We start from the raw sequence: 20,415 nt of genomic DNA, 5'->3' as shown, positions 1-20,415 counted from the left end.
GCTGAGTTATATGGGACTAGTGTGTTGCCGCACACTAGTCTTTTTTTACTTATATGCTAATCACTTATTTATGTGATTGTATCGTTCTTTTCATTGTTATTATAGCACAATCCTGTTTATGTAAAAAAGGAGAGCGTACGTTCTTCTTTTTGGAAGCAAATCTTAAGATTGAATTCCGTTTGTTGGCTTGAATAATCCATTCATATATTCTTTTAAGCTTTTTTTATAAAATACTTGGTTGATTGCATCGTTTACACCAACAATTGGTGACGGAAGATTGTAACTTTTTTTAGATAGATGAACAACGACATCAAACACATCAAAGAGACGAATAAAGCAAAATAATCCGTCTTTTCCGCTTAATAAAATGAAATAATGGTTTTCACAATCGGTATTTAATGTATTCCATAATGAACTTTTGCTTAAGTCTCGTACAATATTTCTATCTTTTAATTCAATGAAATCTATGTTAGATAAGATGTTAGAAATAACAATTGCATCGGGATCATGGAAATAACCATCTATTGTATGTACAGCAAATAAATAAGCCATTTTCAATAAGCTCATCTTATATTTGCGGTTATCAAGGAGTAATTCACGTTGAATAGAACCAGCAACTTTTGTTACTCGTTCTTCTTTCCATATTTCATTATGAAGTGATATATCGTGTCTTTTGCATAGTTTCATAATGAGAGAATTTGAGAATTGGAACTCATCACTATCCGTTTCTTTATTTGTATATTCTTCTTCATCATATATATCTAGAAGAAGAGGAGAGTCGATTTGATGTTTAAGCTGATCTATTTTATACTGTATTAACTTATGGCTAATTAATAGACGATCTACACTTGCTATTACGTTTTCATAGCATGTTTCACACACTGTGTTGATATAGTAATATCCACATAACACTTCTGGAATTACATATTGTTCTATACATGGTTTATCATCTCTACATATATTGCATATTGACATAGTCATCACCTTTTAGTTGCAAATTTTTATCTTATTATTTGCGGGCAATAAAATCCCATTTCACGACTTTGAGAAATACAAAGGAGATAAGCAGGGGATAACTGCCCGTAAAAGTCCGATTGGTTAATAATCAGCAGGGAATGAAAACTCCACTGCCAAAAGTTTTACTATATATGTCTTTATTGTAGTGTATTTATTTATGTTTTGGAATAAAGAACGAGGAAATAACATATAAATTTTTACTTCAATTTGTTACAATTATAAAAGAAATTTAAAAGGAGGCACTTTTTTTGAAATCAAAAGTTCATTTTTGGACATTAGAAGTATTGATGGTTGTAGCGATTATTTTTATCTGTACAAAAATTTCGTTTTTATTTCAACCAATCGGTATTTTTATATCCACTTTATTTTTCCCTATTTTAATTGCGGCATTTTTGTATTTTATGTTTAATCCCGTGCTGCTTTTTTTAGAGAACAAAAAAGTACCGCGTAATTTATCCATTTTGTTACTGTATGTATTTATTATTACATTAATAGCTGTTGCGGTCGGTGTTGTAGTTCCAACTGTATCTCATCAGCTGATGGATTTAGTAACGAACATGCCAACGTATATTAAAGTAGGGAGAGAATACATAACAGATTTATCGAATCATAGGCTATTTCAATGGCTTACAACACAGGATTATGTTTCGTTAGAGACATTAGAAAAGAATGCTCTTACGTATTTGAAAGAAATACCAAATACACTTACAGCGAGTGCAACTGCATTATTTGGAATTATTACAAACGTTGCATTAGTTGTTTTCACAGTTCCATTTATTTTGTTTTATATGTTTAAAGATGGTCATAAATTCCCTGGAGCAGCAGTTCGTTTTTTACCGGAATCATACCGTGAAGAAGGGCTTCGTGTTTTTAAAGAAACGAATGAAACCCTTGCGGCGTACATTCAAGGCCAAGCACTTGTTTGTTTATTTGTCGGAGCTTTCACGTTTGTTGGTTATTTAATCATTGGGTTGCCTTATGCTTTTATTTTAGGGATTGTGGCAGCATTTACGAATATTATTCCAAATTTAGGTCCGTTTATTGGAGCAGCACCAGCGGTTATTGTTGGGCTATTTGTATCGCCGATGCAGGCGGTATGGGTTATTGTTGTGGTAACGATTGTTCAGCAATTTGAGAGTAATATTTTATCACCACGAATTATGAGTGAAAAACTAAATATTCATCCTTTAACAATTATCATCTTAATTCTTGGTGTCGGAAATTTTGCTGGAATTATTGGAATGATTTTAGCGGTACCAACCTATGCCGTAATGAAGACGATTATTTCAAACATAGTAAGGCTTTTTAAATTGAAAAGGAATAAGAAATAGAAAGAAGACCAGTTCAGATTGTAACTGGTCTTTTTTCGTTCTAAGTATAAATATAATATGAATAATTAAAATATACGTATGGGTTATTTGATTTTCATTCGTTACCTATACTTAAAAATTTGTATTGAAAATTATTGAGTATAGCAGTATTCTATACATATTCAAACATTTGAAGATGTATAGAATACTGCTAAAGTCTTTAAAAGTAAAAGTAAGTTATGGAGGCGTTTGAATGGGAAACGAAATGCAACAGTTTAAGGCTGACTTTTTTAAAGCCTTATCACATCCCTTACGGATACGTATTCTTGAATTGTTGTCAGAGGGTGAAAAAAGTGTAAATGAACTTCAAAGTATTCTTAATAAGGAAGGTTCGGCAGTTTCGCAACAACTAAGTGTACTACGTGCAAAAAATATTGTTGTTGGTACCAAGGACGGGAAACGAGTTTTGTATTCTCTTCGGGATCCTATGATTATGAATTTACTGGAAGTTGCACGATCGATCTTTAATAACCATTTAATTGATACGATTTCAATGTTGGAAGAACTAGATGAAGAAGATGATAAAACTATAGTTAAGGAGGAAGTTGAGTATCGAAGTTAAGAAAGAAGTTATTATTCAACATGGCGTTGAAATATTTCACTCTGTAGGAGCTCATCACGTTTGTGATATTTGTATAAAGAGTGGAAATTCTTGTTGTTTTTCATGCCAGCATCTACAAGATGAAGTTGGGTGTCAAAAGAGAAATACGGCTTGTACAGCTTGGTTATGTGGGATTCAAAGCTTTTTATTTGATCAAATAGGATTATTGAATGAATGGAATCGTTTTTGGAGTGAAATTCCAGGTCAAATGTTTCGTAGAGATAGTACGCCAGATAAGGTATGGATTAAATCATTTATAGATACAGAGAAATTAGATAGCAGAGAGGGAGAACTTCTAGCAGAAAGGCTGAAAACCTATGTGCAAGAGGGTGGAGATATAGGTGAATTAGAATGTCATTTGAGCAAAACGTATAGTAAATATTAAGCTAATGATTTCCCTGTATAAGAGCATGAAAAATGTATTTACAATTTGAATTTATTAAAAATGGAAAAGAAGGGTTTATAATGAAAGGGTTATTTACAGGAAGATTTGAAGGATACTCGTTGGGGCACTTTCAAAAGGATCTTCTTTCAGGAACGATTGTCGGAGTTGTTGCGATTCCACTTGCTATGTCTTTTGCCATAGCTTCTGGGGTTAAACCAGAGTATGGGATTTATACCACATGTATTGCAGGAATTCTTACTGCGCTATTTGGTGGTTCAAGATATCAAATAGGAGGGCCGACAGGTGCTTTTGTTCCGATTCTTTTAAGTATTGTAATTACCTATGGATATGAAAATTTATTACTGGCGGGTTTATTAGCTGGAATTCTTTTATGTTTAATGGGAATTTTTAAATTGGGATCTTTAATTAAGTTTATCCCCCGTCCTGTAACAGTTGGTTTTACATCAGGTATTGCTGTTACTATTTTTACGGGACAAATTGCTAGCTTTTTAGGTTTAACAGGTATAAAAAAGCATGAGGCATTTATAGCAAATCTGAACGAAATCTTTATTCATATTAATACCATCAATTTTTATAGTATTATAACAGCTTTCATTTGCCTTATTGTTATACTCGTAACACCAAAAATCTTTCCAAAAGTGCCTGGTTCATTAGTAGCTATTGTAATTTCAACTTTAATTGCAACGGTATTTTTCTCAGGCCATGTACCGACTATCGGTACAGCATATGGTACGATACCTAATACACTTCCGCAGTTTCATGTACCAGAAATTACGTTCGATCGCATCAAACAGCTGATGGGTCCGGCATTTGTAATTGCAATGCTCGGTGGTATTGAATCGCTTTTATCCGCTGTAGTGGCAGATGGTATGACAAATAGTAAGCACAACAGCAACAAAGAACTTATTGGTCAAGGAATTGCTAATATTGTGACACCATTATTTGGAGGTATTCCAGCAACTGGAGCAATTGCTCGAACAGCAACTAATATTAAGAGCGGAGCTACTTCACCGATATCAGGTGTTATTCATGGAATCTTTGTTTTATTAATACTTATATTATTCGCTCCGTATGCTTCGCACATTCCACTTGCTAGTATGGCTCCCATTTTAATGGTGGTAGCTTGGAACATGAGTGAACAAAAACATTTTGCCCACATTCTTAAAATGAAGAGTGGAGATTCGCTTGTATTACTTGTAACATTTTTGTTTACTGTATTTACGAGTTTAACAACAGCTGTAGAAATCGGCCTTATTTTAGCTATTATTTTATTTACAAAACGTATGAGCAACATGCTCGTCATATCTAAAGTGCTTCCAGATCATACAAGAAAGAATGAAAAATTATTACCACATGTGGTGAATAAAACTCATGATTGTCCGCAAATTAGTATTTATACAATAGAAGGGCCTTTATTCTTTGGTGCTGCTCAAACATTTGAGCAAAACATTTTAGCAACTATTCATTATAAACCTAAAGTTTTAATTTTAAGAATGGGAAAAGTTCCTTTTATTGATACTACAGGAGAGTCCTATTTTAGAAGTATTGTTCATTCTTTTAAACAACAAGGTGGTATACTTCTAGTCTCAGGAATTCAATCTGAACTCGAAACAACTTTAGTTAGAAATGGGCTGTATGTTGAAATTGGGGAACAGAATTTCTTTGAACATACAGGGGATGCAATTACCTATGCTTTAGAACATTTGGATACAAAAAAATGTATAGACTGTAAACACTTTGCATTTCGCGAATGCACTCAACTTTCTCATCAACCTCAGAAGGTGAATACAGTAAAGGGTAAAGTAAATGCATTAGACTTTTAAAAAAGTAATAAATAAAAATTGAGAACAAGGTTGCATATATTTTTATATAACAACCTTGTTTTTGTTTGCATGTCAAATTTTATCCGGGAAAAGCCCGATTGGTGAGGGCTGATAATCAGTGGGGGATGAAGAAAACCCCCACTGATTAAAGTTTCACTTTATATAGTTTTGTTATGCGGAGTCTACCTCTACAATCCAAATCATAATTTTCCGCTTTGATAAACTCATTCTAAACATCTCCTTTCATCGCTATTTGGTATTCATAATTATAGATGGTTATAAAACGATATTTGACGATCTTTTACTTTGTCCATGATTTGTTGAACACGTTGTTCATGTTCAAGTTCTTCTTTGGATAGACGAGCTTTTTGAATCGTAATCGTTAAAAAGAATACATGAAATGTCATATATTTTTAACTCCTCTCAAATGTATAAAATTGTAAGAATGTAAAAATCGCACAAAAAAGCCACAGGAAGACAGAGTGCTCCTGCGGCAAGGCATGAAAAAGCCACAGGACGGCATTCGACCTCCTGTGGCAGAATAATTAAAATCATAGTAAATGCGCTTTTTAATTCTCCATATGGGTGGTCGAACATTTATTTAATTGTGAAACAGGTGCTGCATATACAGTTACTTTCATCATATTATTCGACCTCCTTTGGAAATTTTTTCTTACGTATGTAAGTATATACAATTAGGTAATCTTTGTAAACCCCAAAATTTTAAAATAGGATAAAATTTTTGAATTTTGATGAAAATATACAATTTGTAAGAGAGATTTCACAATGAACGTTGAGCAATTAGTGAGGAGAGGAATAAATTAAAATTGCTCATTTTCAGAGGAATACATTTTTGGGGAAAGACAGTTGTTGAAGGAACACTGTGAAGAAATGATGGAATTAATCTATTTAAAAACAGGAACATGAATTTTGTTAAAAAAGTTGGATGGGGGTACGATTATTGTCATGGCTTTTCAAACTGATTATCATTTAAAAACAGCAATTAGCACAGTACTATTTCCGTTTACAGCGGCAAATCTGTACATAAGAAAAAAGAATGAAACGAAAGAACCTGGAAGTATCGTGAAAGTCGATGGTCGCAACGTTCATGCTATTGTTTCCGGTGAAGAAAATTGAAATCCTACAGTTATTTTAGATGCCGGATTAAGCGGAAATTGTTTAGCTTGGTGTCTTGTCCAGCCTGAATTATCAAAATTTACAAGAGTGGTTTCTTTTGACCGGGCTGGATATGGCTGGAGCGATACGAGAAGTGGTGTATCGACTAGTCAAGAAGTAGTGAATGATTTGAAAATGGCCTTAGACAAAATGAGGATTTCGCCTCCTTATATTTTAGTGGGACATTCATTTGCAGGACTAAATATGCGATTATTTGCAAGTCGATATCCTAATGAAGTAGCAGGGATTGTATTGGTTGATGCGGTACATGAAAATCGATACATGAAAGAGGAAATGAATACAGACCGATCGCAGCAATACGTAAAAAGCTTAAAGCAGATGAGATTAGGATATATCACCTCTTCGGTTGGTTTACCGCGCTTATTAAAAATACCAGTAGGAGGGAGGAGTCTTCCGACGCCAGTTCAAAATCATGTAAAGCATGTAGGGTATACTCCTAGAGCATATGAAGCAGTGCATAAGGAAATGTTGTACAGTGAAGAATCAGCAAAACAAGTAAAACAAGCAGAGAATTTACGAGAAAACTTACCAGTAGTTGTAATTAGTTCTAATAATGCAGATCCAATATGGAAAGAGCAGCAGCAGTTGTTATGTGGATTAACGAACTGTACGAAGCATATTCAAACAGAGAATGGTCATTCGATTCAATTGGAGAATCCAGAGGTCGTGATAAAAGCCATAACAGAATTATTAAAGATAGAATAGATTGTCTCAGAGGCTCAATGTTTCTATAAAAAAAGAGAAACATCAAGCTTTCTTTTTTTCATAGATTGCGTAATGAAAATCAAAAAATGGGAAAATATATAAATTGCAAGTGAAAAATATGAATAAAAAGAATACACTTGTAGAAGGAGGGGTGGGAATGAAGGACTGGAAAGATGATATTTTTAGAATACTTGGAGTATGGTCTTTACTTGGTGCTTATATCGTTTTAACAATGTCGATGCGTTATTCATGGTTAACGTTGTATCAAAGTTTAACGGTATTAGGAGTACCCATCATTGCAATCGTATGGTATTTTGCGATAAGAAATGTACTGTTTGCAAATGTGTTGTTTATAAGAGGGATGCGTGTAACCATATATCTCGCCTATGCGTGGTCATGTTGGATGCTTCGAAATATTTACGGTATTGAAACTGAGAAAATTTGGCTTTCTATTAGTTGGCTACTTCCAGTATTATATCTTTATTTTACTGACAAAAAACCAGAGTGGTATGTACTTGGCGGCGGAGCATTGCTTTTCTTTTTATCAAATATAGATGAAACGACGTGGTTTGTTGTTTCGCACAAATGGCAATCTATTATTATAACGATTGCCTTAGTTATTTGGTACCGCCTAGAACGAAAAATGCCGGGTCGCTATTTATTTTATACAGCTAGCCTATTAGGATTATGGATGGTATATCTTGCATGTTTATATGAGGGAGGAGAGCCTAGCTACTGGGTAAAAGTCGTGTGTGCAATATTCATGACAGTCACATACTTGATCATATTCAAAAAAATAAAAGAAGGACATTTATATAAAATAACAACTGGTGCAATCTTAACGTCTTGGTCATTGTATGCATTGATAGACATAACGAATCTCTTTGTAAATTTAACTATGAATATCTCTTATATATTGATGGGACTTGTCGGTTTGTTTGTTGTTATTTCGCAGGTATTTTTCACTTGGCAAGAAAAAAAGAAACAAACGAACACAAACCCTCGGCAAATAGGAGAATATGTGCTATATGTTTTAGTGAGTTCAATAGGAAGTGTTCTTTTCCTTGCGAGTCTTTACTTCATTTTATGGGAAACAGTAAGAGAAAGCAGCATAATGATGATTGTAGGCGCCACGCTAAGTGTGCTTGGGATTTGGGGATACAAAAAAATAACAGCAAAATTTTTGCGAATTTTTTTATTTGTTTTTGCTATCACAGCAGGAATTACAACGCTTGCAACAAGTCACCATTACATATGGGGAGTGTTGTATGGTAGTTGCGTATTTGGGTATTGGTTATTTGCAAAATATAAGGCAGAACAATATAGTTTATGGTGGTTATTAGAAGGAGTCATCATAAGTGAATGTATAAGAAATGCGGAATATATAGCGGGTATGGGGTATCTCGTACTCATCCATATTGGCTTTCTCATTTTTGCGATTGTACGGAAAAATAAATTTTTATTACGAAATAGTGTTGGATTCGGAATGATATATGCATTTTTCTATTTGTTAGGAAAATACGAAGGTGCAGATCCTTGGTTTATCGTAAGTGCTCATGGCGGATATATATTATTTCTTGTACTAGGCATGTTATATGTAAGGGATACTGTAATAAAGCGAATTGGTATCGTTATCTATTTGTTTACGAATCTTATTATGTATGAGACAAATTACATTGGAAATTATGGATTAAGCTGGATGCTGTTTCTGGCAGGTGTTGTATTGTTACAAACAAAAAAGCAGCAAAAACAAGAGGGCGTTATAAAATATAACAGAACATACAAGAAAACACACGTATGGTTAGTAAGTATACTTTCTGCTTTTATTTTACTAGGTACTGTTACACAACAAGAATGGAACTATTATAACAGTAATATTGTATTACTAGAATTGGAAAATCCAGTGAAAGAATTAGAAGATATGAAAAAAGTCTGGTTTTCTCTCAAAATAGAAGCGGAAGCAAACGAAATGATGTTGAATCGTGAAACAAAAAAAGAAACAAAAACACCTGTGTTTATAAAATTGAAGAAAGAACAAGGAAAGAATTATCGCATAGATCAAATAAAGCTCGGTGACTACCCGGAAGAAAAAGGAATCTGGATAAAAGGATATATAAACTATGGATATGTTACGATTGGAAGTACACGTGAAGTTCCTGTTGCCCTTGTGAAAGGGGAAAGGATGTATGCAAAAGTCCAAATTGCGAAGAATGGAAATAGTAGAGTGATCGAAATTCAATGAAGTGAAAGGATAAGAAGTAATTGAATACGCCAAATGAAAAATCGATTCCTTATTAAGGAATCGATTTTTTTATTTAATATGTAAAAAGTCTGGAATTTTAATGAACGCCCTCATACAGAGTGGAATTGTTTGATAACGGTATCTATTTTCATTGAACTAAGAAAGATGTATATGTTAAAATGAAAAAATGACCACTAGAAAATATTTTCTTTCATTCTATAATTACCCAATTTTATTTTATCAAAAACACCTGTGTTTGTCAAACTTTTGGTCAAATTTTTTTGTCGATAAGGAGTGACAATATGGAGCAGTATGAACGAGAGCAGAAGAGAGAACAGCATCGAATAGAGGAAGTTGTAAAAAAAATTCAAGAGCGTGTGGAGAGTCTCCAACAATATGTAAGTAGCGGGAAAAAAGAGGTAGTTCATATTCGAAAAAACTTTTGGGACGATGTAACAGTTAACTTTGATAATGCTGAAGAGGCTATTGAAACAGCAGCAAGTATAAAGCAACAAGCAGAGTTGTTAGCGGAAAGAGAACGTAGTCACTATCATGCAGATAAGCAGCTTACCATGTTAAAACGACTAGAGCAATCTCCGTATTTTGGGAGAATTGATTTTTTAGAAGAAAGTGAAAGAAGTCCTGATCAAATTTATCTTGGCATTCATTCCTTTTTTGACGAAAGTACAGAACAATTTCTTGTTTATGATTGGAGAGCACCAATATCTAGTCTGTATTATGATTATTCGTTGGGATCGGTCGTGTATAAGGCGCAAAATGAAATGATTACAGGAGAAATAACTTTAAAGAGACAATTTATCATTCGTAACGGTCAAATGGAAAGTATGTTTGATACGGGAGTAACAATTGGTGATGCATTATTACAAGAGGTGTTAGGGAAGAATGCGAACACACAAATGAAAAGTATCGTTGCTACGATTCAGAAAGAACAAAATCAAATTATTCGTAATGAAACGAGTCGTTTACTCATTGTGCAAGGAGCAGCAGGAAGCGGAAAAACATCGGCTGCATTGCAGCGTGTGGCCTATTTACTATACCGATATCGAGATACATTACATGCAGATCAAATCATTCTTTTTTCTCCTAATCCAATGTTTAATAGTTATATATCGACTGTTCTTCCTGAATTAGGAGAAGAGAATATGAAACAAACAACATTTCAAGACTATGTAGAGGAGCATATAGAAAAAACCTTTCATGTAGAAGATCCGTTTACGCAAATGGAATATGTACTTGCGGGGAAAGAAGACTCAAAATACTTAGTACGCATGCAAGGTATCCAATATAAAGCAAGTGCGTCTTTTTTGAAAATTGTAGATAACTATGTGACGTATTTGAGACAAGGTGGAATGCTTTTTAAAGATGTGAAGTTCCGCGGAAATTTATTAATATCAAAAGAGGAAATAAAAGAGAAATTTTATTCTTTTCCTCTGTCGATGAGGATTCCTAATCGAATAAAATTAATTTCTGAGTGGCTACTAAAAGAATTAAAGAAAAGAGAGCTGCTAGAACGAAAAGAACTTTGGGTGGAAGAAGAGATACAGCTATTAGATAAAGAAGCGTATGCTAAAATTCATAAAAAACTTCAACAAGAGAAACAATATGATGCTAATACATTTGATGATTTTGAACGTGAACAACAAATGTTAGCTGCAATGATTGTGAAAAAGCATTTTAAGCCACTTCGTAAACGAGTGAAAGGTCTTCAATTCATGAATGTACCTGCGGTTTATGTACAGTTGTTTGCAAATCCGTTGTTTGCAGAGAGATTTACGAGCAAGAATGAATTACCGCTATATTGGAAAGAAATATGCCAAGAAACAGTAGAACGCATACAGCACTTTCAGATGGCTTATGAGGATGCGACGCCTTATTTATATATAAAAGATCAGCTCGAAGATTTACAACGAAATACATCTGCAAGGCATATATTTATTGATGAAGCACAAGATTATTCTGTTTTTCAATTTACCTTTTTGAAGCGATTATTTCCACATAGTAACATGACAGTACTTGGTGACTTTAATCAAACGATACATGCACATGCGACTGAAAATGGTTTTTCGCAATTGTGTGCTTTGTATGGAGAGGAAAAGAGTAAGAGGATTGAACTTACACGTAGTTATCGTTCAACGAAACAAATTATTGAATTCACACGGCAACTTATTTCAGAAGGTAACTGTATTGAACCATTTGAGCGCGAGGGGAGAAAACCCGTTATAACAGCAGTAGAAACAGATGAAGAATTACATCAAAGAATTATAAATCGAATTAAATATTTGAAAAAAAATAATCATAAAACGATAGCGATTATTTGTAAAACTGCCGAGGAAAGCAAAGCGGCATATGACATACTACAGCAACATGTACAACTTCACCTTATCGAAAAAGAAACAGCTTCGTTTGATTCGGGAGTACTTATTATACCTTCCTATTTAGCGAAAGGTGTAGAGTTTGACGCTGTTATTATTTATAATGCTTCAAACCAACAATATAGAAAAGAAAGCGAACGTAAGCTTTTTTATACGGCTTGCACACGTGCTATGCACGAGTTATATATTTATTATAAAAACGAATTAAGTCCGTTTTTATCAACAGTAGAGGTAAATGCTTATATGCAAGATAAATAAACGAAACAGAGGTCACGCTTCATAGCGTGACCTCTGTTTCGTTTACATTTTTATATGGTAGCAAAGCGTATTTTGTTGGATTAAATTTCCGCGCATCACACATAATAATGCGTAAGAAATTTTGATGATTTAGGATGGTTAAAATGTGGAAAACGATTGTTTCCTACCTTCCGGAGTGGAAAGTTTTTGGGCAAGCTTTTATTGTATTGTTCATCCCGTATATGATTTCAAAAATTTTTAGTTGGATTCATAAATTAGAAGGGAAATAAAAGAATAAATGATCAACTGTATTTATTTTGAGGTCAACCACAGAAGAATAACTTTATCAATATCCTCTCAGTCTAGAAACCATTTGCTGCAATACTAATGAAAATCTTTTGATTGCCACTGAAGTTAATATGGTATTAGGCTACCACTTAATTTGGATGCACACTAAGCTTTTTAAGAGAAAGAGTGATAAGAATGAGAGAGCAGAAAGTTAGTTCTATTTCAGATCCAAAAGAAAAGTTTATAGGCGATTTCACTTTGGACTTGGAACTTGTAAAGCAAGAAATTAGTGAACACTCAGATGTGCACTTTCGGGAGTTTAACATTGGGCGTACTGGTATTCAAGCGGCAATCATTTTTGTGGAAGGATTGTCAGATAAAGAGCTCATCGACACACACATTATGAAATCATTAATGAGTAATTTTTATGAAGAATATAAACATGACTCGTCTTACATGAAAGGTACAGTTTCAAAAGAGTTTATTAAAGAGCAAGTCCTTTCCATTAGTGAAGTAAAAGAAGTTTATGATATAAAAGATTTGATGTCAAAAGTATTGACAGGTTCAACGGCACTGTTGATTGATGGCTCACCAGATGTATTAATTCTTAGTACAACGAAAGGGAGAACCCGGAACGTAGAAGAGCCTATCTCAGAGGTGTCAGTCAGAGGTCCGCGGATAGGTTTCACAGAAATTTTAAGCGATAATACCGCTCTTTTACGACGGCATGGTGAAAATGCAGGCTTATCATTAGTAAAATTCCAAGTAGGGAAGCGGGCAAAAAAAGACCTTGTCGTTGCTTATATGAAAGAGATTGCTGATTCGGAGTTAGTAGAAGAAGTTAAGAGGAGAATTCAGAAAATTGACATTGATAATGTACCGGAATCAGGATATGTAGAGCAGCTCATTGAAGATAATTACTTTAGTCTTTTTGCACAAGTACAGAGTACAGAGCGTCCTGATCGCGTCATTGCTGCATTGATGGAAGGGCGGGTTGCAATTTTATTAGACGGAACACCTTTTGCATTAATCGCCCCAGTTACATTTAGCATGATGATGCAATCACCAGAAGATTATTATGAACGTTGGATTTCTGGCACGCTTATCCGTCTGTTACGTTTTGGAGCAGCTATGATTGCTCTTTATACACCTGCTTTGTATATTTCGTTTATCTCGTTTCACCCTGGATTAATTCCGACTAAGTTAGCTATTTCTATCATAGGAGGACGGATAGGTGTTCCTTTTCCCGCGATTATAGAAGCACTGCTTATGGAAGTAGCTATCGAAATTTTACGGGAAGCCGGACTGCGGTTGCCAAAACCAATTGGCTCGGCCATGGGGATCGTTGGCGGACTGATCATTGGGCAGGCTGCGGTAGAAGCTGGAATTGTTAGTCCTATTATGGTTATCGTAGTAGCCGCAACGGCCATTTCATCATTTGCGCTCTCACATTATAGCACAGCGATTCCACTTCGCATCCTTCGCTTTGTAGGAATGTTTTGCGCGGCCTTGTTTGGATTGTACGGGCTCGTTCTGTTTTTTCTCTTCTTATGCGGTCATTTGGTAAAGCTGAAGAGTTTTGGCGTGCCCTATGTTAGTCCAGCTGTTCCTTATCGATCAAGTGATTGGAAAGACTTTATAGTTCGGGCTCCATTTCAGATGATGAAACGTCGTCCAAAGATGCTAAATACGAAAGATCCAATACGAAAAGGATAGCTAACTTTGAAAAGGAAGTGACCAGCGATGATTACCAACCCTAAAGATCGAATTGAGACTTCACAAGCAGCTGTCATTCTTATCAATTATGTACTTGCAGCAGGTATTCTCACCTTACCTAGAACAGCTGCAGAGAAAGTGAAAACACCAGATGTTTGGATAACTGTTATTTTAGGCGGGTTGATAGCGATGATTATGGGGGTAATCATTGTAAAATTAAGCCAGCAATTTCCTGGAAAAACATTTTATCAATTCAGCCAAGACATTGTAGGAAAATGGATAGGTGGGTTACTTAGTCTATCTATTATCGTTTATTTTTGTACCCTTTCCTCATTTGAAGTAAGAATATTGGAGGAAGTAACAAGTTTTTTTTTACTGGAAGGAACCCCTGGCTGGGCTATTATTATGACATTTATGTGGGTAAGTCTCTATTTGATGATAGGCGGCATAAATCCAATGGCTCGTATGTTTGGGATTATATTCCCAATTACAGTCTTTCTTTTTTTGCTGACTGCCTTTATGAGTATTGGGATATTTGAGATAGATAATCTCCGTCCCGTATTAGGATTGGGTGTTATGCCAGTACTAAAAGGAATCAAAACAACAACTCTCGCTTATTCAGGTGCTGAAATCATGTTGCTCCTTTTAGTGTTTATGAAGAAGCCGGACAAAGGTGTAAAAGTTGTATTAGTTGGAATTGCTATTCCTTTGATTTTTTATGTAATTACAGTTGTGATGGTAATTGGAGCGTTTTCTATCGATGGAGTAGTAACGAGAACATGGCCAACGTTTGATCTCATGAGAAGTTTTGAAATTCCTGGTTTAATATTTGAACGGTTTGAATCTTTATTACTTGTAATATGGATTATGCAAATCTTTTCAACTTATACAATCTGTTACTATGCTGCTGCTTTTGGATTAGCTCAACTTTTTAAAAAGAATATTCATTCATTTATGTATGGGTTATTACCAGTTGTTTACATCATTGCTTTAATCCCAAAGAATACTAACGACTTATTCATACTGGGAGATATGATTGGAAATGCTGCTTTGTTTTTATTCGGTGTATTGCCAATTTTTTTCCTTATGATTGTGAGATGGAGGAAGGGAAAGAATGAAACGAAATCTCAATAATATAAGATTCCTCCTAATTTTACCATCAGTACTTTTCCTTTTTTCTCTTACAGGATGCTGGAGTAGTCATGAAATTGAAGAGCTTGGTTTTGAAGTAGGTTTAGCATTTGATAAGGGCAAGGAGGCGACTATTGAAAAAGCACTAGAAGAAGAAGGCGGCGGATATTCAAAAAAAAACCTTATAACCACTACCTATCAATTTGTTAAACCGCAATCATCCAGTGGGGGGAAGGGCGGGGCATCGCAAGAAAAAGCCTATACGAATGTTTCTGAAACGGGAGATTCTCTTCATCAAATGATTCGTGAAGTTTCATTAAGAAGAGATCGCCCCGTAATTTTCCACCATACGAAAGTGATGGTTATTAGTGCAAATCTCGCTCGTACGTATAGTTTGAAAAAGTTACTAGATGTGTTTCTTCGTGATAATGAGATTCGACCAAGCTGCCTCATGTTAATTAGCAAAGAGCGAGCTAGTAAGACGTTAGAAATGAAGGAAACCGGAGAAATTCCGGCGCTTCGTCTGTATGGAATTGCAGATAATCAATATAGAACATCAAGGATTTTACCTCCTGTTCCTCTTGCTAAATTACCAGGTAAGATGCAATCAGAGTCCAGTTTTCTTTTACAAAATGTAGTATCAGCAAAAGGGGAAGTAAAATTTTCGGGAGCTGCTATCATAAAAGGAAAGACAAAAAAACTGCATGGTTTTTTGTCTGAAAAGGAATTGGAAGGCTTAACCTGGATAACAGGGAAGGGAAAAGGTGGTTTAGTAAAAGGTGTTGATAAAGAGACAGGACAACCGATTATGTATGAGGTGGCGTCTATGAAAAGTACAATCACTCCACACGTTAAAGGAAACAAAATTTCTTTTGATGTAAATATCGAATCAGAGGGGCGGATATCTGAAAATTGGGTTACTTCGGAAACTCCTTTTAAAAATAAATTTCTAACAAGAGCTGAAAAAGCTGCTAAAAAAGAAGTGAATCGGTTAGTGAGCCATACATTAAAAAAAATTCAAAAAGAGTACCAGGTCGATGTTGCCGGTTTTGGAAACAGATTAAGAATTAAATATCCAAAAGAATGGGAAAAGGTCAAAAAAGATTGGGATAAAACATTTAGTAAAGTTCCAATCAAATATAGTGTAAAAATAAACATCAAAGGTTATGGAGCAAAAGGATCTTAAAAGTGATCGTTTTTAGAAAGAGAAAAGAACAGTGAGTTAAAGTATCACTGTTCTAATTTTTGTAAACCTGACTTTGGCCTCATTGTTATTCAGATTTCATATACACTAATAATTTATCTACACTGACAATGGTTTTCTCATTTACAGAGGCATGACCCTTTCCGAGAACGAATCCACGTCTATTACGAATAACTTCATAATATAGGTCTAATCGATCACCAGGCTGAACGGCTCCTGAAATTTTTACTCCTTCCAGTGATGAGAGAAATCCTAACCCATCAGTATTTCCTATGCTGACAAATGCTCCGAGCTGTGCAATTGCTTCAACAATTAACATGTGTGGCATCGTCATTTGTGATTCTGTTATAAACCATTCATTGCAACTTATATTTTTATACCCTTTTACCCACTTGCCGGATTCCATTTCAACGATACCATCGATCATTAAAAATGGGTACCTATGCGGCAGAATGCTTTGAATGTTAATTTTACTCATGCATTACCTCCTTGATTATATACTATTGTGCAGTACTATATAAATCCATTTTAATTTTTTGCTATCTAAGTCGCTGCTATGTAGAACAACATGACCGCTTCTATGCATGGCCAGATGCTCTTGCTCGCCTAAAAAGAAAGAGGGTTTTTATGTTGTTTTTTTAATTTGTATTCAATTTTTGATTAAAGCACTCTCATTAGAAAAAATGCCACTATTTTTAATGTTGTTAACTACTTGTTTTAATTTTTCTTCATTTTGAACAAGGGCAATGCGAACAAAGCCTTCTCCATGTGGACCAAACGCATGACCTGGTGTAACAACGACATTAGCACGATCAATTAATGCATATGCAAATTCTAAAGAAGTATAGCCTTTTGGAATTTCTGCCCATATAAACATGCTCCCAGCTGGTTTTTCGACATACCAACCTATTTCTGTCAGGCCATCAATAAATGTATCTCTTCGTTTTTGATAGATTGACCGATTTGCTGCGCAATATGAAGCACCCTCTTTTAGAGCAACAGTTGCTGCTTTTTGAATGGGAAGAAAGACGCCATAGTCTGTATTTGATTTAAATTGCTTGAGCGCTCCGACAATTTCTTTATTTCCGATTATATAGCCAATACGACTGCCAGCTAAGCTATAGCTTTTAGATAAAGAGTTGATTTCCACACCGACATCTTTTGCTCCAGGAACCGAGAGAAAGCTAATAGGTTTTTGATTATCATAATAAAATTCAGAATAAGCGAAGTCATGAACGACAATAATATTATATTCCTTTGCAAAAGCAATCACATCAGTAAAAAATGATTCCGTTGCCATTGCTGGTACTGGATTACCAGGAAAGTTTAAAATCATCATTTTTGCTTTTAGAGCAACTTCTGTTGGAATTGTATGTAAATCAGGGAGAAAATTATTTTCTTTTTGTAATGGCATAAAATACGGCGTTGCCCCTGCCATTGCAAGTCCTGTTGCGTATGCTGTGTAACCAGGATCTGGAACAAGAATAATATCATCCGAATCAGCAAAAACCATTGGTAAATGAACAAGCCCGTCTTGTGATCCCATTAATAATAAGATTTCATTATCAGCATTTAAAGTAACACGGTGATTCATCTCATAATATTCTGTTACAGCCTCATGAAATTCTTGTGTACCTGTTAATGTATATCCGTAATTATTTCTTTCATTTGCTGCGCTTACTAGTGTTTCTATTACAATATCGGCTGGTGGCATATCAGGATTTCCAATACTTAAATCAATAATTTCATGACCTTCTGCCATTTTCTTTTTTTTATATGCTGCTAGTTCACTAAAAATTGATGATTGAAATGCTTTCATTCGAGTTGATAGCGTGTAACTCATGAATAACGCCCCCTAAAATACTATTGTTGTTATTAAAATTTATCTTGGTATTCGTATTATTTTGTTTTTCTGAAAACACACATAAATTCATTTTACCATTTTTGGCGGGAATATAAAAATAGCGATGATAATAAAATTTCCTTTACCGTATTTTTTATAATAAAAACAATACATATATATAAAACTCAAACTGTTAGATTATCTGCTATTTTTATAACTAATTTTTAAAAAGCAGGAAATAATAGAGAGTGTATATCGACAAAAGGAGAAATAAATAATGAAACAAATTCCTATTGGTGTATCAAATCGTCATATTCATGTGACAAAGGAAGACTTAGAAAAGCTTTTTGGAAATGGTTATGAGTTAACGGTAGCAAAAGGGCTTTCTCAGCCAGGAGAATTCGCAGCAGAAGAAACACTTACAATCAAAACAGATAAAGCAGAAATTGTGAAAGTACGAATTCTTGGACCTGTTCGCAAATTTACACAAGTAGAGATTTCGAAAACAGATGCACGTAATCTTGGTATAAATGCTCCGCTTCGCTCATCAGGAAACATTGATGGAACACCTGGTATTACCTTAATTGGTCCAAATGGTGAAATTCAAATTAATAAAGGGGTAATTGTTGCTGAGCGGCACATTCATATGACACCACAAGATGCAGCTCAGTTTCAAGTGAGTGATGGACAATATGTGAGTGTTAAAGTTAAAGGTGATAGAGGATTGACTTTTAATCAAGTGTTAGTCCGAGTGAAGGATACATACGCTTTAGACATGCACATTGATACTGATGAAGCAAACAGTGGAAACATAAAAACAGGAGATTTCGGTGAACTGATTTTATAATAAGGGAAGCCATCTCAAAAATGAGATGGCTCCTACATATTTGGTGTTTGAGAAGTATTTTTGCTTACTTGTTTTTGATGTAAAACTGAAATGAAAATAATAAATAAAGAAATAACACCAAAGATAAGTACCATATATTGCAATCCGATTGTATCCAAGAAGAAACCAGTTCCAAGTAAGACAATTTGGAACATTACACGATCAAACATATTACGGAATGAGAATATACGTCCATGGTAACTTTTGTCAATTTTCGTTTGGAAGATTGTTGACATAACAGGAAAGAAGCAGCCAACACTAAAACCAAACATACCAAAAGAGACAAGTGTCATCCATTTTATATCGCTGAAAAAGAGAGATAAGTGGGAGAAAGCAATACAAAATGAAAAGATATACAGTAACTTATATGATGAAACACGTTCGGATAAACGTTTAATGACAAACGCACCAAGCATAAAAGCTAAACCTTCAATTGTATAAATAAACCCTTTAATTGTTGTATCATGCTGCATTTCACTAATATTTATGACCATTAAATTAAAACCACCAATAAATAATAGTGGAATAATACTTAAAATTAAAGCGCGAAACGCAATTGGGATTTCTTTTAAAATGCGAAATACTTCCATAAAACTTGTATTTTGACGTTTCTTTTCATTTGTAATATTTGTTTTTGTATCTTCAAAGTTCAATAAAAAAGTAGAAAAGAATAAAAATGCGTATGCAGCCATCGAAAAAGCATACATATATTTCAAACTCATTACAAGGAGAAGAACACCGCCGAGCGAAGTACCAACAATACGAGCGATTGTTCCGATATTCATGTGAATTCCGTTCATTTGTAATAGTTCATGCTCCTGAACAATAAGTGGGATAACAGATTGCAAGGCAGGGAAATAAAAAGCAGCAGAAATTTGAATGGCGATCATAAATAAAATCATAAATGATATACTTTCGTAGTGAATAGCGAAAAACATAAAAATAACACTTACTACACGGCCAAATCCTGCATATAAAAGTACGTTTTTCTTGGAATATTGGTCAATAAATCTTCCAGCCATGGGACCAACGAGAACTCCAGCTAATAAACCAATAAACATAATAACGGATTTCATAAAATCAGAGGGAACATGCTTTTGCATGAATTCTAAATTACCTAAAATTCCAAGCCATAAACCGACCCCAGCAATAAATTCACCTGTTAGAACAACCCATACATTTTTATTATGCCACATAGAATAACCTCTCAATCTTTTGTTAAAATGAAAATCGTATAAAAGTCCTCCTTTTTATTTTATCTTCGAACTTTTTGAGTCAGAGTATATATTACGGGTTCAAAAGAGGAATTTCAATTTTTTTGACTTGAAAATTTATAGGGAATAGTAATAAATATTT

Annotated in this window: 18 protein-coding genes; 13 read left to right on the top strand and 5 right to left on the bottom strand. The window is 34.5% G+C overall.

Going from position 1 to position 20,415, the window contains the following annotated elements:
* Window positions 1-162: 162 nt before the first annotated feature.
* Window positions 163-975, bottom strand: a complete 813-nt coding sequence (locus ACIGHG_RS21165) for an HNH endonuclease (protein WP_336474219.1) — start codon at window positions 973-975, stop codon at window positions 163-165.
* A gap of 290 nt (window positions 976-1,265) precedes the next feature.
* Here ACIGHG_RS21165 and ACIGHG_RS21160 point away from each other — a divergent pair, with 290 nt between their 5' ends.
* The 4 genes from ACIGHG_RS21160 (at window position 1,266) to ACIGHG_RS21145 (ending at window position 5,217) form a co-directional block, all read left to right on the top strand.
* Window positions 1,266-2,348: an AI-2E family transporter gene (locus tag ACIGHG_RS21160; RefSeq protein WP_336474218.1), complete on the top strand. Its 1,083-nt coding sequence runs from the start codon at window positions 1,266-1,268 to the stop codon at window positions 2,346-2,348.
* 232 nt (window positions 2,349-2,580) lie between these two features.
* A complete protein-coding gene (locus ACIGHG_RS21155; RefSeq protein WP_090914874.1) occupies window positions 2,581-2,949 on the top strand; it encodes an ArsR/SmtB family transcription factor in 369 nt (122 codons plus the stop codon).
* The gene (locus ACIGHG_RS21150) at window positions 2,933-3,373 is read left to right on the top strand and encodes a DNA mismatch repair protein (RefSeq protein WP_090914872.1); all 441 of its coding nucleotides are present in this window, start codon (window positions 2,933-2,935) and stop codon (window positions 3,371-3,373) included. Before ACIGHG_RS21155 ends, ACIGHG_RS21150 begins: the two co-directional genes overlap by 17 nt.
* An 80-nt stretch (window positions 3,374-3,453) precedes the next feature.
* Entirely contained in the window at window positions 3,454-5,217 is a 1,764-nt protein-coding gene (locus tag ACIGHG_RS21145) for a SulP family inorganic anion transporter (protein WP_336474246.1), read from the top strand.
* Window positions 5,218-5,483: 266 nt separating this feature from the next.
* Here the strand turns inward: ACIGHG_RS21145 and ACIGHG_RS21140 are convergent, their stop codons facing one another.
* Window positions 5,484-5,624 carry a YrzI family small protein gene (locus ACIGHG_RS21140; protein ID WP_090914870.1) on the bottom strand — a complete coding sequence of 47 codons (141 nt, stop codon included), beginning with the start codon at window positions 5,622-5,624 and terminating at the stop codon, window positions 5,484-5,486.
* Between the two features lie 523 nt (window positions 5,625-6,147).
* Between ACIGHG_RS21140 and ACIGHG_RS21135 the strand changes: the two genes are divergently transcribed.
* The 8 genes from ACIGHG_RS21135 (at window position 6,148) to ACIGHG_RS21100 (ending at window position 16,312) form a co-directional block, all read left to right on the top strand.
* Entirely contained in the window at window positions 6,148-6,354 is a 207-nt protein-coding gene (locus ACIGHG_RS21135) for a hypothetical protein (RefSeq protein ID WP_396550404.1), read from the top strand.
* 12 nt (window positions 6,355-6,366) lie between these two features.
* On the top strand, window positions 6,367-7,119 hold the full coding sequence (locus ACIGHG_RS21130) for an alpha/beta fold hydrolase (protein WP_396550426.1): 753 nt from the start codon (window positions 6,367-6,369) through the stop codon (window positions 7,117-7,119).
* 157 nt (window positions 7,120-7,276) lie between these two features.
* Window positions 7,277-9,361, top strand: a complete 2,085-nt coding sequence (locus ACIGHG_RS21125) for a V-type ATP synthase subunit I (RefSeq protein WP_396550402.1) — start codon at window positions 7,277-7,279, stop codon at window positions 9,359-9,361.
* A gap of 302 nt (window positions 9,362-9,663) precedes the next feature.
* Window positions 9,664-12,012 carry an RNA polymerase recycling motor HelD gene (gene helD / locus ACIGHG_RS21120; protein WP_396550400.1) on the top strand — a complete coding sequence of 783 codons (2,349 nt, stop codon included), beginning with the start codon at window positions 9,664-9,666 and terminating at the stop codon, window positions 12,010-12,012.
* 143 nt (window positions 12,013-12,155) lie between these two features.
* Window positions 12,156-12,281, top strand: a complete 126-nt coding sequence (locus tag ACIGHG_RS21115; RefSeq protein ID WP_277928448.1) for a hypothetical protein — start codon at window positions 12,156-12,158, stop codon at window positions 12,279-12,281.
* A 193-nt stretch (window positions 12,282-12,474) separates the two neighbouring features.
* On the top strand, window positions 12,475-13,995 hold the full coding sequence (locus ACIGHG_RS21110; RefSeq protein WP_336474214.1) for a spore germination protein: 1,521 nt from the start codon (window positions 12,475-12,477) through the stop codon (window positions 13,993-13,995).
* Window positions 13,996-14,022: 27 nt separating this feature from the next.
* Window positions 14,023-15,129, top strand: coding sequence for a spore germination protein (locus tag ACIGHG_RS21105; protein WP_336474213.1), 1,107 nt, complete (start codon window positions 14,023-14,025; stop codon window positions 15,127-15,129).
* Window positions 15,110-16,312 carry a Ger(x)C family spore germination protein gene (locus ACIGHG_RS21100; RefSeq protein WP_336474212.1) on the top strand — a complete coding sequence of 401 codons (1,203 nt, stop codon included), beginning with the start codon at window positions 15,110-15,112 and terminating at the stop codon, window positions 16,310-16,312. The genes ACIGHG_RS21105 and ACIGHG_RS21100 overlap by 20 nt, the downstream gene beginning before the upstream one ends.
* A gap of 85 nt (window positions 16,313-16,397) precedes the next feature.
* On the opposite strand, the gene ACIGHG_RS21095 is transcribed toward ACIGHG_RS21100, so the two are convergent.
* Together ACIGHG_RS21095 and ACIGHG_RS21090 are read right to left on the bottom strand one after the other, a co-directional pair.
* Window positions 16,398-16,808, bottom strand: a complete 411-nt coding sequence (locus ACIGHG_RS21095; protein ID WP_396550397.1) for a 3-hydroxyacyl-ACP dehydratase FabZ family protein — start codon at window positions 16,806-16,808, stop codon at window positions 16,398-16,400.
* A gap of 171 nt (window positions 16,809-16,979) precedes the next feature.
* The gene (locus ACIGHG_RS21090) at window positions 16,980-18,173 is read right to left on the bottom strand and encodes an LL-diaminopimelate aminotransferase (protein ID WP_396550395.1); all 1,194 of its coding nucleotides are present in this window, start codon (window positions 18,171-18,173) and stop codon (window positions 16,980-16,982) included.
* Between the two features lie 277 nt (window positions 18,174-18,450).
* On the opposite strand from ACIGHG_RS21090, the gene pduL reads away from it, so the two are divergent.
* Window positions 18,451-19,020 carry a phosphate propanoyltransferase gene (pduL, locus tag ACIGHG_RS21085; RefSeq protein ID WP_336474209.1) on the top strand — a complete coding sequence of 190 codons (570 nt, stop codon included), beginning with the start codon at window positions 18,451-18,453 and terminating at the stop codon, window positions 19,018-19,020.
* 32 nt (window positions 19,021-19,052) lie between these two features.
* Here pduL and ACIGHG_RS21080 read toward each other — a convergent pair whose 3' ends face one another.
* Entirely contained in the window at window positions 19,053-20,255 is a 1,203-nt protein-coding gene (locus ACIGHG_RS21080) for an MFS transporter (protein ID WP_396550393.1), read from the bottom strand.
* Window positions 20,256-20,415 lie beyond the last annotated feature (160 nt).

The sequence above is a fragment of the Bacillus sp. NPDC077411 genome (assembly GCF_044543425.1).
GTDB classification, from domain to species: Bacteria; Bacillota; Bacilli; order Bacillales; family Bacillaceae_G; genus Bacillus_A; species Bacillus_A bruguierae.
The sequence above is the reverse complement of the archived record's forward strand: the minus strand, read 5'-3'. Positions and strand labels throughout refer to the sequence as shown.